Here is a 13,845-nt window from a genome sequence, read left to right as displayed (position 1 = left end):
TACGTTGAGACACGCTGTATCGCTTTCCCTTGCCGGGACGGCGAAGATTTGTCGGGGACTATCTGAATGAGCCTTCTGGCCAGACTTGCGCCGCACCTGCCTTATGTGCGCCGTTACGCTCGCGCGTTGACCGGCGACCAATCCACCGGGGACAACTACGTCCGCGTCGCGCTGGAAGCCCTGGCGGCCGGCGAGCAGCAGTTATCTGCCGATATGACGCCGCGCGTGGCCCTCTATCACGTCTTTCACGCCATCTGGTCATCGACCGGCGCCCAGCTTGAAACCGGCACGCTGGAGACGACGGGAACCGACGCATCGCAGCGTCTCCTGCGTATCTCCCCGCGCTCGCGCCAGGCCTTCCTGCTGACTGCGCTCGAAGGCTTCACCCCTTCGGAAGCCGCCCAGATCCTGTCCGCCGACCCGCGCGACGTCGAACGCCTGATCGCCGACGCCCAGTCCGACATCGACGCCGAACTGGCGACGGACGTCCTGGTGATCGAGGACGAAGCCATCATCTCGGCCGACATACAGAGCCTAGTCAAGGAATTGGGCCACCGCGTCACCGGCACCGCCACGACGCATGACGAAGCCATCGACGCCGTCGCCCGCCACAAGCCCGGCCTGGTGCTGGCCGACATCCAACTGGCGGACGGTTCGTCGGGCATTGACGCGGTCAAGGATATCCTAAAGACCATGGACGTGCCGGTGATCTTCATCACCGCCTTCCCGGAACGCCTGCTGACCGGCGAGCGGCCCGAGCCGACCTTCCTGATCACCAAGCCGTTCCAGCCGGAAACGGTGAAGGCGGCGATCAGCCAGGCGCTGTTCTTCCATCCTTCGCGTCAGAAGGAAGCGGCGTAAGGCCGAAGCCCGTCATTCAGACGACTAAAGAGGCTCCGTTCGCATCCGCGACGGGGCCTTTTCTTTTGCGCCGACGGAAAAGTCGCAACCCTCGGGAACCGGTGTTCCGCATCGTCGTTACAGGCATGCGGAGGCGGCGACGCCCCCCGACTTGATCAGCGATAGCCGATCATGCTGCCTCCGCGCCTCATTCTCGATGATGCCACTTCAAAGCGGTCCGCAAGGGCCGCTTTTTTCTTTGTCATGGCTCGACCGCCGGGCCTGCTGGGGCCAAGGTGGTGGTCAAAGAAAACGCACGGAGAAACGCGTATGGCTTCGGTAAGTGGCAAGACAAACCGTCAATGGGTGCTGCGCCAGCGCCCCAAGGGCCTGATCCAGCAGGGCGACCTCGAACTGGTCGAGACGGCGATCCCCGACCTGAAGGAAAACGAGGTGCTGGTCCGCACCGTCTATCTGTCGCTGGACCCGACCAACCGGACCTGGATGAACGATTCCGAAGGCTATCTGCCGCCGGTGGGCTTGGGCGAGGTCATGCGCGGCCTGACGCTGGGCGTGGTCGAGGCGTCGCGGTCCAGCCGCTTCAGGTCCGGCGACGTGGTCATGCCGACCTCGGGCGGCTGGGCCGACTACGCCGTCGTGCCTGAAGGCGGCCTGCGCCCCGTTCACCGCGCGCCGGGCCTGCCGCTGACCGCCAATATGTCGGTGCTCGGCATGACCGGCCTGACCGCCTATTTCGGCGTCACCGATGTGCTGAAGGCCAAGGATGGCGAGACCATCGTCATCTCGGCGGCGGCGGGCGCCGTAGGCTCCATCGCCGGCCAGGTGGCCAAGCAGCGCGGCTGTCGCGTCATCGGCATCGCCGGCGGGCCCGAGAAATGCGCCTGGCTGACCGATGAACTTGGGTTCGACGCCGCCATCGACTACAAGAACGAGGATGTCGGCGAGGCGCTGGACCGTCTGGCCCCCGACGGCGTCGATCTGAACTTCGAAAACGTCGGCGGCGACATCATGATCGCCGTGTTCAACCGGCTGAAGGTCCACGGCCGCATGGCGGTCTGCGGCCTGGTGTCCTCCTACAATGCGACCAAGGCGCCGCCGTCGCCGAACTTCGCGCGCATCATCACCCACCGTCTTCAGGTCCAGGGCTTCCTGGTTCTGGACTATGCCCCGCGCGCCCGCGAGATGGTCGCCGAGATGGGGCCGTGGCTGGCGGACGGTCGGGTGAAGTGGAAGGTACACGTCGATGACGGCCTGGACGGCGCAGTGGATTCGCTGAACCGCTTGTTCACTGGCGATCACGACGGCAAGCTGCTGGTTCGCGTTTCCGAAGAACCCGCCTGAAGCCGATACGGAAAGTCCCGCCCATGAGCGATCCGCTGCACGTCCATTTCGAAGACCTGGAAGTGGGTCAGGTCGTGCCGCTGGGCGCCTGCGCCGTTGATGAGGCGGCGCTGGACGTCTTCATCGAGCGGTTCTCGCCGGGGTGGGATGTCGCCTACGGCGCGCCGGACGCCATGGTCTATGTGCTGTGGAGCCGGCTGGCGGCCGACAAGTCCGGCGGCTGGGCCCAGACCAAGGTCCTGGCCGTCGACGGGCTGCGTTATATGCGCAATCCGCCGGCAGGCGAGCTGTTGCGGGGGCGGATGACGGTGATGGGCAAGGATCCGGTCGGCGACGAAAAAGGCATCGTCATCGCCTCGCACGACCTGCTGGACGAGTCCGGCAGGCTGGTCTTCTCGTGCCTGACGCGCGCCCTGTTCTCGCGTCGCTGAAACGAAAAACGCCCCGTCGGCGAACCGGCGGGGCGTCTGTCAGTCTATAAAGGCCGGGGCTTAGTTGACCGAAGTCGGAGCCTGCGCTTGGCGCATGACGGCCAGGGCGATCAGGCGATCCCAACCGACCAGCGAAACCAGGTGGGCGTAGATCTGGCCCAGGGCGCCGTTGTCGCGCAGCTCGACCAGCTTTTCGGCGGGCAGGGCGCGCAGCTTGTCTTCCGACACCGCATAATATTCGGCCAGCTTCTGCGGCTCGCCCGGCGTGCCGTCGGGATTGCGGGGCGTGAAGTGGGCCTCGCGGATGTCCAGCAGGTCCAGCTCGTTGATCAGCGTCATGAAGCCTTCGGTGCGCAGACGCTCCTGCTCGAAGTTGTTGCAGAACTCCATCGCCATATTGGTGTAGTCGCTGGGCTTGCCATCCACGAACAGCGGGTTCTGGCCGCCCTCGGCGACGATCGAGGCGCCGCGGTCGATGCACAGGATCAGGCGCTGGTTCTGCTTGTCGTCGGCGAAGACGAACGGATAGCGGCGCACATAGGCCGGCACATAGGCGTCGGCGCGGAACTCGCCGTCGTCGGCGACGAACAGGTTCTCGTTCGAGCGCAGACCCATCACGGCCACCGGCTGGCGGTTCTCGCCGGTGAAGATGATCGGATAGGACAGGGCGGCGGCCGAGAATTCGGTCACCGTCAGCGGCACGACATTGGTCTGGGCCACGAAGGCGTAGGGCTTGTCGGTCGGGTTGACGCCCAGCCCGCCGTGGATGCCCTGATCGAGCGGCTCGGGGTTGGTGTAGAAGAGGACGTTGCCTTCGAGCGGCGAGTTGTTCGTGTCGGTCATGAAGCGAGGACGCTCTGGTTGAGATAGGAGGCGCGCCTTCTAGCCCAACCCCGTCTCAGCGGCAAACCCGCGATGCTTCAGTTGCGATGGAGGCCGCCAGCCATTAGCTGTGGCGCATGGGTTCCGCCTGCGATCACGATCACGACCATTCCGGCCTGAACGGCGGCGCGCTGGATCGCGCCCTGGCGGCGGCCGAGGCGCGCGCGGTCCAGCGGGGCGAGCGGATGACCGCCCAGCGCCGCCGGGTTCTGGCCCTGCTGCTGGAAACGGGCGAGCCGGTGAAGGCCTATGACCTGATCGCGCGCTTCGGCGAGGACGGCCAGGCCGCCAAGCCGCCGACCGTCTATCGCGCGCTGGAGTTCCTGGAGCGGCTGGGCATGGCCCACCGCATCGCCTCGATCAGCGCCTATGTCGCCTGCACCGACGACGGCGACGCCGCCCATGCCGCCGCCTTTTTGATCTGCGACTGCTGCGGCGCGACGCGCGAGGTCAGCGGCCCGGACCAGAGCGCCATGAACGCGGCCGCCGCCGCCGCCGGATACGCCATCGCCCGCACGACCATTGAGGCGCACGGCCGTTGCGCCGCGTGCCGCGAGGCGGCTTGAGCATGGATGCGGCGCTGATGTCTCCCCCTCGGCGCCTGTCCGTTCCCATCGACAACCGCTGGGGCGCCGGCGAGATGGCGGTGCTGGACTTCGGCGATCCCAAGCGTCCGGTCGATCTGATCTTCTCCCACGCCAACGGCTTCAACGCCGCCACCTATCGCAGCCTGCTGTCGCCCCTGTCGGCCAGCTTGCGCATCTGGGCGCCGGATCTGCGCGGGCATGGCCGCTCGACCCTGCCGGTCTTCACCCGGCCCAAGACCAGCTGGCTGGATCACCGCGACGATCTTCTGGCGCTGCTGAAAGCCATCGACGGTCCGCCGGTGGTGATGGCCGGCCATTCGATGGGCGGAACGTCGTCGCTGATGGCGGCGGCCGTGCAGCCGGATCGCGTGTCCAGCCTGGTCTTGTTCGATCCGGTGATCTGGAAACGGTCGGCCGTCTTCGCCTTCAACCTGCCCTTCGCCCACCGGCTGATGGGCGCCATACCCATCGCCAAGGCGACCCTGCGTCGCCGCAGCCTGTTCGACAGTCGCGAGCAGGCCCTGGCCGCCTATCGCGGGCGCGGCGCCTTCAAGGGCTGGCCCGACATGGTCCTGGCCGACTATCTGTCGGAAGGCCTGACTGAGCAAAATGGCGAGGGGGAGGGCGGCTTGAATCTGACCGCCACGCCGGCCTGGGAGGCCGCCAACTATTCGGCCCAGGCGCATGATCCCTGGCGGGCGCTGCGGCGCTATCCCGGCCCGGTGCGCATCCTCAAAGCCGAACACGGCGCCCTGACCCATGTGCCGGTCGCGCCTCGGGGACTGCCCAACGTCACGGTCGAGGTCGTGTCCGGCGGCGGACACCTGTTTCCCATGACCCACGCCGACATCGCGCGCGACGCCCTGTTCGACGCCGCCGTCTGAAACGATTTCTGTAGGCTGAACAAACACCCGCGCTATAAGGGCGCCGCTGAGCAAAACTCCCTCGCCGCCCGAGACGCCGCTTGTCCTTCTTCCACGCCGGTCCCGCGCCCAAAGGCGCCGGCCCCCGATCCGGGGCGCTGCGCGATGGCCTGACCCTGGCGCCGGGCATGAAGGTCGGCCTGTTCGGCGGCTCCTTCAACCCCGCCCACGACGGCCACGCCCATGTCGCCGAGACCGCCATGCGTCGGCTGGACCTGGACCGCGTCGTCTGGCTGGTCTCGCCGCAGAACCCCTTGAAGGACGCTCGCCACAGCGCGCCTTTGGAAGACCGCATGGCCTCGGCGCGCCAGCACGCGCGCGGCCCCTCGATGATCGTCTCGGACTTCGAGACCCGCGCAGGCGTCGCCTGGACCGTGGACACCCTGCGCCTGCTGGTCGCGCGGCATCCTGGCGTGCATTTCGTCTGGCTGATGGGATCGGACAATCTGGCCAGCTTCCATCGCTGGAGAGGCTGGACCGACATCATGCGGCTGATGCCTGTGGCGGTGATCGCCCGGCCCGGTTCGCTGCTGGACAGCCGCACGGCGCCGGCCGCCGCCCGTTTCGCCGGTTTCCGCATTCCGGCCCAGCAGGCCGGCCTGTTGCCGACCCTTGAAGCGCCCGCCTGGACCTATCTGACGGCGCCGCTCAATCCCCTGTCCTCGACCGCGATCAGGACCTCGACAGGGCGACGCGCGGTCTCGTGATCGCCCGATGATTCGGGCGCCGGTTCACGTTGCGGCCCATCCGTGCTAGAGGGCTTCTTTAGTCATCGCTCCCGGAGCTCTCCGCTGACCCCCTCGCCCGCGTATGATACGCAAGACGCCGCCGTTTCGAATACGGCGCACGAGATGGACCCTATCGAACCTCTCCATACCGAAGATGAATCTGATTTCGACGCCGCGCCGCGCGGTTTCGACGATTCCGCTCCCCGTCCCGTCGGCTCCACGCCGCTCGAAGAAGCCATTCTGAGCCGCCTCGACGAGGACAAGGCCCAGGACATGGTGCTGATCGACCTCAAGGGCAAAAGCGCCATGGCCGACACCATGATCGTGGCGTCCGGGCGTTCGCACCGTCACGTCGGCGCCATCGCCGACCACCTGCTGCGCACGCTGAAGGAAAACGGTCTGGGCAAGGCCAAGGTCGAGGGCCTGCCGCATTGCGACTGGGTCCTGATCGACGCCGGCGACGTGATCGTGCACCTGTTCCGCCCGGAAGTGCGCACCTTCTACAATATCGAGAAGATCTGGGCCGTCGATTCCGCCCACCGCATGGTCCGCGACTAAAACCGTGAAGCTGAGCATCGTCGCCATCGGCCGACCGGGCCGGGGGCCTGAGGCGACACTCGCCGACGATTACGCCAAGCGCGCCACCCTGTCGGGACGCGCGCTTGGCCTCGGTCCCCTCGAATTGATCGATCTTGAAGCCCGCAAGCCGGGCAAGGCGCCGGAGGCCGAGTTGATCCTCGCCGCCGCGGAAGGATCGCATCTGATCGCCTGCGACGAACGCGGCAGGACCTATTCCTCGCGGGCTTTCGCCGACCGCATCGCCAAGCTGCGCGACCAGGGCGAACGCCGCCTGGTCTTCGCCATCGGCGGGGCGGACGGGCTGGACGAGAGCGTGCGCGCCGCCGCGTCCTCGACTCTGGCCTTCGGACCCCAGACCTGGCCTCACGCCCTGGCGCGCGCCATGCTGGCGGAACAACTGTATCGGGCCGTGACCATCCTGGCCGGATCGCCCTATCATCGCGACTGACATGCGTCGCGCCATTCCCCTATCGCTGGCCCTGCTGACGGGTTTCGTCTGCGCCGCGCCCGCCGTCGGCCGTCAGGCGCCCGAAAGCGAGCTGTCGCGCATCCAGGCCGAATATCGCGACGAGACCGTACGCGCGCGCCGCCTGCGCGCCGACGCCGACGCCGCCAAGGCCGAACTGGCCCAACTGGAGCGCCGCCTGGCCTCACTGCGCGCCGACGAGCAGACTGACGACCGCCAGATCGATGACCAGCGCGCCCGCCTGCAGCAACTGACCGAACGCGAGGCCGAACTGGTCACCGACCTGGCTCGCGAACGCGGCGCCCAGGGGCGTCTGCTCAGCGCGTTGCAGATGATGAGCCGCCGCCCGCCTCCGCCCCTGCTGGTGCCGGCCGACAAGGCCATCAATACGGTGCGCGCCTCCATCCTGCTCAAGGCCATGACGCCGGACCTGGAAAACCGCGCCAAGGCCCTGGGCGCGCGTCAGGCTGAGATCATGCGCATCCGCCGCCTCGCCGTCCTGTCCTCCGAGCGGCTGCTGACGACCGAGAGCGAACAGGGCGACCGAAGAGGCGAGATCGAGGGTCTGACGTCGCGCAAGACCGCCCTGACCGCCGTCCTGAACGCCGAGGCCCGCGCCGCCGAACGCGCCTCCGCCGTGCTGGAACGCCGTATCCGCGAACTGGGCGGGGCCGTGCCGACCACCCAGGCGGCGGAAACCCCCACGGCCCGCCTGCCCGCCGGCCGCGCGCGCCTCAGCTCGCCCATCCGTGGCGCGCCCAGCCAGACCTGGGGCGCGGGAACCTCCGGCTGGCGCTGGCGCGCCGACCGGGCGGCCGTGACGGCTCCCGCCGACGCCAAGGTCGCCTATGCCGGGCCTCTGACGGGCTGGGGCAATGTGGTGGTGCTGGACCTCGGCCCCGGCTGGCGCGCGGTCATCGCCGGCCTGGACAGCGTGGATGTGGGATCGGACGCCCGCGTGTCGGACGGCCAGACCCTGGGCCGCAGCGGCCCGGACGGCGACATCTATTTCGAGCTGCGACGCGACGAACGGCCCATCGATCCGGGGCCGTGGTTGCAATAGGTTTCACCGCCGTCATCCTCGGCCTTGTGCCGAGGACCCACCTGTCAGCCATCTCGATGATGTAGATTTGGCCAACTTTGTGCGCGACTTGCATGTTTGTGTCAGCCCGACCGTGGATCCTCGGCACAAGGCCGAGGATGACGGGCGTATAAGGTGCGTATCAAGATAAGCGCTTGCTTTCCCACCTGACGCTGATTTTATCGGCGGAACGCTGCGTCGCCACGATTTGGTCGTGTCTGCACCGCCTTACCCTTCCCACGGGCGCCTTGAATGATCGGCCCGACCGAAAGAGACCGAATGCGTAAACTGCTCCTCGTCGGCTGCGCCGCACTGGTGCTCGGCGGATCCGCCGCTGCTGTCAGCAGCCAGACCCCCCGCAACGAAACCTTCCGCATGCTGGAGCTGTTCGGCGACGTGGTTGGCATCGTCGAGCAGGCCTATGTCGTCCCGGTCGACAACAAGAAGCTGATCGAGGCCGCGCTGGCCGGCATGATGACGGCGCTGGACCCGCACTCCAACTATCTGCCGCCCTCCAACTACGACGAGCTGCGCGAGCGCACCGAGGGTCAGTATTCGGGCGTCGGCCTGACCATCAGCGCCGACGGCGGCATGGTGAAGGTCATCTCGCCGATGGACGACAGCCCCGCCGCCAAGGCCGGGGTCCAGGCAGGCGACGTCATCTCGTCGATCGAGGGCCAGAACGCGGCCGGCCTGACGGTCAGCCAGGTGTCAGAAAAGCTGCGCGGCGAGGTCGGCACCAGCGTCAAGGTCACCTTCCTGCGCGACGGCGAGGACCCGCTGGAGGTCGTCCTGACCCGCGAGGTCATCAAGGTCCAGTCGGTCACCGGCCGGGTCGAGGGCGACTTCGGCTATCTGCGCGTCTCGACCTTCAACGAGAACACCGGCCGCGAGCTGAACGAGGCCATCGCCAAGATCAAGGCCGAGAAGCCGGGCGTGAAGGGCTATGTCCTGGATCTGCGCAACAATGGCGGTGGTTTGCTGAACGCCGCCATCGATGTGTCCGACGCCTTCCTGGAACGCGGCGAGATCGTCAGCCAGCGCGGCCGCAAGCCCGAGCAGATCCAGCGCTATTCCGCCAAGCCCGGCGACATCGCCGGCGGCCTGCCGCTGGTGGTGCTGGTCAACTATGGCTCGGCCTCGGCGTCGGAAATTGTCGCCGGCGCCCTGAAGGATCACCAGCGCGCCACCGTCGTCGGCCTGACCAGCTTCGGCAAGGGCTCGGTCCAGACCGTGATCCCGTTGCGTCAGGGCCAGGACGGCGCCCTGTCGATCACGACGGCGCGCTACTACACCCCATCGGGCGCCTCGATCCAGAAGATCGGCATCGAGCCGGACCTGGAGGTGGCCCGTTCGGAAGCCGAGGCGCGGATCGTCTCACGCTCCAGCTTCATCTATTCCGAAGCCGCCTACGCCACGGCGCTGGACGCCTCCATCGGCGCCGAACGCAAGGGACCGCACACGCCGCGCGAAGCCCCCGGCGAGAGCTTCGACAAGGAAAAGGACTATCAGTTGGAGCGGGCGCTGGACGTGCTGCGCGCCGGCGGCGACCTGTCGAAACTGTCGGCTGCGCCCGAAGGCGTCGTGGTCACCGAGCCAGGCTCCGAGCCCAAGCCCGACGCCGAGCCGGCGGCGGACGAACCGAAGGAAGAATAGGTCAGGGAAGGGCGGCGAAAGCCGCCCTTTTTCTTAAGACCGGAGCGATCAGGACAGGCGGTCGCGGAATTCCGAATAGTCGAATTCACGCACCAGCGTCAGCGCGTCCGTCTCGCTGTTCCACAGTGCGATGGCCGGAAGCGGCACCCCGTTGAAAGTGTTGGTCTTCACCATCGAATAATGGGCCTGGTCCAGGAAGGCGATCCGCGTCCCCGCCGTAGGCGCCGTCTCGAAGACATAGTCGCCGATAATGTCGCCCGCCAGGCACGACGGCCCGCCCAGGCGATAGGTCACGCCCGCCTCGCCCTCGTTCAGCATGGCCGGACGATAGGGGGCCTCGATCACATCGGGCATGTGGCAGGTCGCGGAAATGTCTGTGATGGCGACCGCGATGCCGTTGTCGAAGGTGTCCAGCACCTCGCCGATCAGAATGCCGGCATCCAGGGCGACGGCCTCGCCCGGCTCGATATAGACCTCAAGCCCGTGCGTCTCGCCCAGGCGACGCAGGAAGGCGGCCAGATCGTCGCGCCTGTAATCGGCCCGCGTCACATGGTGCCCGCCGCCCAGGTTGATCCATTTCAGGTCAGCCAGCAGCGGCGCCAGCGTCGGCTCCACCGCCGCCCAGATCCGCTCAAGCGGCTCGAACCCCTGTTCGCACAGGGCATGGATGTGCAGGCCGTCGACGCCGTCCAGATGTTCCGGCTTCAGTTGCGACACCGGGAACCCCAGGCGCGAGCCGAACTGGCAGGGATCGTATTTGGCGACCTCGGCCTCGGAATGTTCGGGGTTCAGCCTCAGGCCAATGTCGAACGTCTCGCCCTCGCCGCGCGCCGTTGCGATCATATCGGCGAACCGGGCGATCTGGTCCGGGGCGTTGAAGATGACCGTGTCCGACAGACGCAGAATCTCGGGCACGTCCCCCGGCTTGTAGGCCGGCGAATAGGTGGTCAGGTGCCCCTTGTAGAACTCCCGCGCCAGCCGCGCCTCCCACAGGCCAGACGCGCAGACGCCGTCGAGGTATTCCCCGACGACATCGGCCAGCGACCACATGGAAAAGGCCTTCAGGGCCAGCAGAACCCGCGCGTTTCCGCGCGCGCCTACGCCCTTCAGGACCGACAGGTTGCGACGCACCGCCGCCTCGTCGACCACGAAGGCGGGCGACGGAACGCGGTTCAGATCGAACCGGGCGAAGCCGCCCGGTCCGCCGGCTTGGGTCTGCATGGCCATGGTCTGAGCCTTAGAAGTCGAGAGGGGCGTCCAGGTCCTGAACCTTCCACGGCAGGCCGTGCTTGTTCAGCATGTCCATGAAGGGATCGGGATCCAGCTGTTCCATGTTGAACACGCCCGCGCCCTTCCACTGGCCGGTCAGCATCAGGGCCGCGCCGATCATGGCGGGCACGCCGGTGGTATAGCTGACGGCCTGGTTGCCGGTCTCGGCATAGGCTTCCTGGTGGTCGCAGATGTTGTTGACGTAGACCGTCTTGGCCACGCCGTCCTTCACGCCCGTGGCGATGGTGCCGATATTGGTCTTGCCCTTGGTGATCGGACCCAGCGACGACGGTTCCGGCAGCAGGGCCTTCAGGAACTCGATCGGGATGATCTCGCGGCCCTGGAACATCATCGGCTCGATCGAAGTCATGCCGATGTTTTCCAGCACTTCAAGGTGCTTCAGATAGCTGTCGCCGAAGGTCATCCAGAAGCGGATGCGCTTGATCTCGGGGTAGAATTTCGCCAGCGATTCCAGCTCCTCATGGTACATGAGGTACATGTTCTTCTGACCCACGCCCTCGAAGTCGAAGACCTGTTTGTGGCTCAACGCCGGACCCTCGACCCATTGGCCGTTTTCCCAGTGACGCGACGGGGCGGTCACTTCGCGCAGGTTGATCTCGGGGTTGAAGTTGGTCGCGAACGGCAGGCCCGTGTCGCCGCCGTTGCAGTCCAGGATGTCCAGCGTCTCGATGGAATCCAGCAGGTGCTTCTTGGTGTAGGTCGCAAACACCGAGGTCACGCCGGGATCGAAGCCCGAGCCCAGCAGCGCCATTAGGCCGGCCTTCTCGAACCGCTCCTGATAGGCCCACTGCCACTTGTATTCGAACTTGGCCTCGTCGCGCGGTTCGTAGTTGGCGGTGTCGAGATAGTTCACGCCGGCGGCCAGACAGGCGTCCATGATGGCCAGGTCCTGATAGGGAAGGGCCAGGTTCACGACCAGGGCCGGCTGCACCTGTTTGATCAGGGCCGTGGTCGCCGCCACGTCGTCGGCGTCGATCTTGGCCGTGTCGATGGTGACGCCAAAACGCGACTTCACGGATTCGGCGATGGCGTCGCACTTGGACTTGGTGCGGCTCGCCAGGGTGATATGCGAGAAGATGTCCGCATTCATCGCCATCTTGTGGACGGCCACCGAACTGACGCCGCCTGCGCCGATAACCAGCACCTTGCTCATGCGTGCTTCTCCTGAAGTCAAAAACGTTGGCGACATCGCCGCCCCTATAAAGGGCGGGGCTCTTAGCACGATGATGACAATCCGCTAAATGCCGTGACGAAGATCGAGATTAAAGCGTGACCGACTCGCTCCGGTTGCCTTCCGCCTTGTTTTCCTTCATAAGCCGCCGCTTCCGACGCAAGTGAACCTGCGTCTCCACCGGGACGACCCTCATTTCGATGAGACGAGCCCGGCGAGAACCCTCTGCCGACGTGATCGTCGCCAGAGGCCGTTGTCGTATGGAGCCGCTTCACCCGTCGCCACGAGGTAGTGAATGTTCGAGGCTCTGAACGAGCGGCTGACAGGCGTCTTCGACCGGATCACCGGGCGTGGCGCCCTGTCCGAAAAGGACGTCGCCGAGGCGATGCGCGAAGTGCGCGTGGCCCTGCTGGAGGCCGACGTCGCCCTGCCGGTCGTCAAGGAATTCATCGCCTTCGCCACCGAGCGCGCGACCGGCGAAGAGGTCATCCGTTCGGTCCGCCCCGCCGACCAGGTGGTCAAGATCGTCTATGACGGCCTGATCGAGATGCTGGGCGGCGAAGAGCCGGTCCCGCTCAACACCAACGCCAGTCCGCCCGCCGTGGTGCTGATGGCCGGCCTGCAGGGCTCGGGCAAGACCACGACCTCGGCCAAGCTGGCGCTGCGCCTGACCAAGTTCGATCGCAAGAAGGTCATGATGGCCTCGCTGGACACGCGTCGTCCGGCCGCGATGGAACAGCTGGCCCAGCTGGGCAAACAGATCGACGTCGCCGTCCTGCCCATCGTGGCGGGCGAGAGCGCGGTCCAGATCACGCGCCGGGCGCTGCAGTCGGCCAAGCTTCAGGGCTTCGATGTCCTGATCCTCGACACCGCCGGCCGCATCACCCTGGACGAAGGGCTGATGAACGAGGTGGCCGAGGTCGCCGAGATCTCCAAACCCATCGAGACCCTGCTGGTCGCCGACAGCCTGACCGGCCAGGACGCGGTCCGCACCGCCGCCGCCTTCCACGCCCGCCTGCCCCTGACCGGCCTGGTCCTGACCCGCGCCGACGGCGACGGTCGCGGCGGCGCCATGCTGTCGATGCGGGCGGTCACCGGCCTGCCGATCAAATATCTGGGCGCCGGCGAAAAGGTCGATGCGCTGGACGTGTTCGACGCCCGTCGCGTCGCCGGCCGCATCCTGGGCCAGGGCGATATCGTCGCCCTGGTCGAGAAGGCGTCGCAGGACCTGGACCAGGCCAAGGCCGAGAAGATGGCTCGGAAACTGGCCAAGGGTCAGTTCGATCTGGACGACCTCGCCGGCCAGCTTCAGCAGATGAAGCGGATGGGCGGGCTTCAGGGCATCATGGGCATGCTGCCCGGCGTGGCCAAGATGAAGGGCCAGATGGCCGAAAGCGGCATCGACGACCGCATGATCCTGCGCCAGGAAGCTATCATCTCCTCGATGACCAAGGCTGAGCGCAAGAAGCCGGACCTGCTGAACGCCAGCCGCAAGAAGCGCATCGCCGCCGGCGCCGGGGTCGATGTGCAGGACGTGAACCGGGTCCTGAAACAGCACCGCCAGATGGCCGACGTGGTCAAGTCGATGGCGCGCGGCGGACCCAAGAAGATGCAGCAGATGGCCGCCATGCTGGGCGGCCTCGGCGGCGGCGGCATCCCCGGCATGGGGGGCGGCGGCCCGGATCTGAACCGATTGAAGGCCCTGGGCGGCGGCAAGACGCCGGAAGCCAGCGCCGACGACCTGAAAGCCATCCAGGACCGGCTCGCCGGGCTAGGTGGCGGACAACTTCCGGGAGGCCTTCCGGGCCTTCCCGGCTTCCCTCCCAAGAAATAACGACTATCTGGAAAG

Annotated in this window: 14 protein-coding genes; 11 read left to right on the top strand and 3 right to left on the bottom strand. The window is 66.7% G+C overall.

Going from position 1 to position 13,845, the window contains the following annotated elements; translation table 11 throughout:
• The first annotated feature begins 66 nt into the window (after positions 1-66).
• From ACP693_RS15365 to ACP693_RS15355, 3 genes are all read left to right on the top strand, one after another.
• Entirely contained in the window at positions 67-861 is a 795-nt protein-coding gene (locus tag ACP693_RS15365; protein ID WP_426020557.1) for a response regulator, read from the top strand.
• Positions 862-1,170: 309 nt separating this feature from the next.
• Positions 1,171-2,202 carry an NADP-dependent oxidoreductase gene (locus tag ACP693_RS15360; protein ID WP_426020556.1) on the top strand — a complete coding sequence of 344 codons (1,032 nt, stop codon included), beginning with the start codon at positions 1,171-1,173 and terminating at the stop codon, positions 2,200-2,202.
• Positions 2,203-2,225: 23 nt separating this feature from the next.
• Complete coding sequence (locus ACP693_RS15355; RefSeq protein WP_346494556.1) at positions 2,226-2,633, top strand: acyl dehydratase; 408 nt, start codon at positions 2,226-2,228, stop codon at positions 2,631-2,633.
• 60 nt (positions 2,634-2,693) lie between these two features.
• Here the strand turns inward: ACP693_RS15355 and ACP693_RS15350 are convergent, their stop codons facing one another.
• Positions 2,694-3,476 (bottom strand): SapC family protein, encoded by a 783-nt coding sequence (locus tag ACP693_RS15350; RefSeq protein ID WP_426020555.1) that lies wholly within the window; start codon positions 3,474-3,476, stop codon positions 2,694-2,696.
• 116 nt (positions 3,477-3,592) lie between these two features.
• Between ACP693_RS15350 and ACP693_RS15345 the strand changes: the two genes are divergently transcribed.
• The 7 genes from ACP693_RS15345 to ACP693_RS15315 all read left to right on the top strand — a co-directional run bounded on the left by ACP693_RS15345 (position 3,593) and on the right by ACP693_RS15315 (position 9,535).
• On the top strand, positions 3,593-4,081 hold the full coding sequence (locus ACP693_RS15345) for a Fur family transcriptional regulator (protein ID WP_135194507.1): 489 nt from the start codon (positions 3,593-3,595) through the stop codon (positions 4,079-4,081).
• A gap of 17 nt (positions 4,082-4,098) precedes the next feature.
• Positions 4,099-4,986 carry an alpha/beta fold hydrolase gene (locus ACP693_RS15340; protein WP_426020554.1) on the top strand — a complete coding sequence of 296 codons (888 nt, stop codon included), beginning with the start codon at positions 4,099-4,101 and terminating at the stop codon, positions 4,984-4,986.
• Between the two features lie 80 nt (positions 4,987-5,066).
• Positions 5,067-5,732, top strand: a complete 666-nt coding sequence (locus tag ACP693_RS15335) for a nicotinate-nucleotide adenylyltransferase (protein WP_426020553.1) — start codon at positions 5,067-5,069, stop codon at positions 5,730-5,732.
• 144 nt (positions 5,733-5,876) lie between these two features.
• The gene (gene rsfS, locus ACP693_RS15330; protein WP_135194508.1) at positions 5,877-6,311 is read left to right on the top strand and encodes a ribosome silencing factor; all 435 of its coding nucleotides are present in this window, start codon (positions 5,877-5,879) and stop codon (positions 6,309-6,311) included.
• Between the two features lie 4 nt (positions 6,312-6,315).
• Positions 6,316-6,780, top strand: a complete 465-nt coding sequence (gene rlmH / locus ACP693_RS15325) for a 23S rRNA (pseudouridine(1915)-N(3))-methyltransferase RlmH (protein WP_426020552.1) — start codon at positions 6,316-6,318, stop codon at positions 6,778-6,780.
• Between the two features lies 1 nt (position 6,781).
• Positions 6,782-7,861: a murein hydrolase activator EnvC family protein gene (locus tag ACP693_RS15320; protein ID WP_426020551.1), complete on the top strand. Its 1,080-nt coding sequence runs from the start codon at positions 6,782-6,784 to the stop codon at positions 7,859-7,861.
• 297 nt (positions 7,862-8,158) lie between these two features.
• A complete protein-coding gene (locus ACP693_RS15315) occupies positions 8,159-9,535 on the top strand; it encodes a S41 family peptidase (RefSeq protein WP_426020550.1) in 1,377 nt (458 codons plus the stop codon).
• Between the two features lie 48 nt (positions 9,536-9,583).
• On the opposite strand, the gene ACP693_RS15310 is transcribed toward ACP693_RS15315, so the two are convergent.
• Both ACP693_RS15310 and ACP693_RS15305 read right to left on the bottom strand, forming a co-directional pair.
• Positions 9,584-10,762 (bottom strand): carboxynorspermidine decarboxylase, encoded by a 1,179-nt coding sequence (locus ACP693_RS15310; RefSeq protein WP_426020549.1) that lies wholly within the window; start codon positions 10,760-10,762, stop codon positions 9,584-9,586.
• Positions 10,763-10,772: 10 nt separating this feature from the next.
• Positions 10,773-11,978, bottom strand: a complete 1,206-nt coding sequence (locus tag ACP693_RS15305) for a saccharopine dehydrogenase family protein (protein ID WP_426020548.1) — start codon at positions 11,976-11,978, stop codon at positions 10,773-10,775.
• Positions 11,979-12,291: 313 nt separating this feature from the next.
• On the opposite strand from ACP693_RS15305, the gene ffh reads away from it, so the two are divergent.
• Positions 12,292-13,830: a signal recognition particle protein gene (gene ffh / locus ACP693_RS15300; RefSeq protein ID WP_426020547.1), complete on the top strand. Its 1,539-nt coding sequence runs from the start codon at positions 12,292-12,294 to the stop codon at positions 13,828-13,830.
• Positions 13,831-13,845: the final 15 nt, after the last annotated feature.

The sequence above is a fragment of the Brevundimonas sp. TWP1-3 genome, assembly GCF_049896085.1.
Lineage (GTDB): Bacteria > Pseudomonadota > Alphaproteobacteria > Caulobacterales > Caulobacteraceae > Brevundimonas.
Note: the sequence above shows the minus strand (reverse complement) of the source record. Positions and strands in the feature narration are given on the sequence as shown.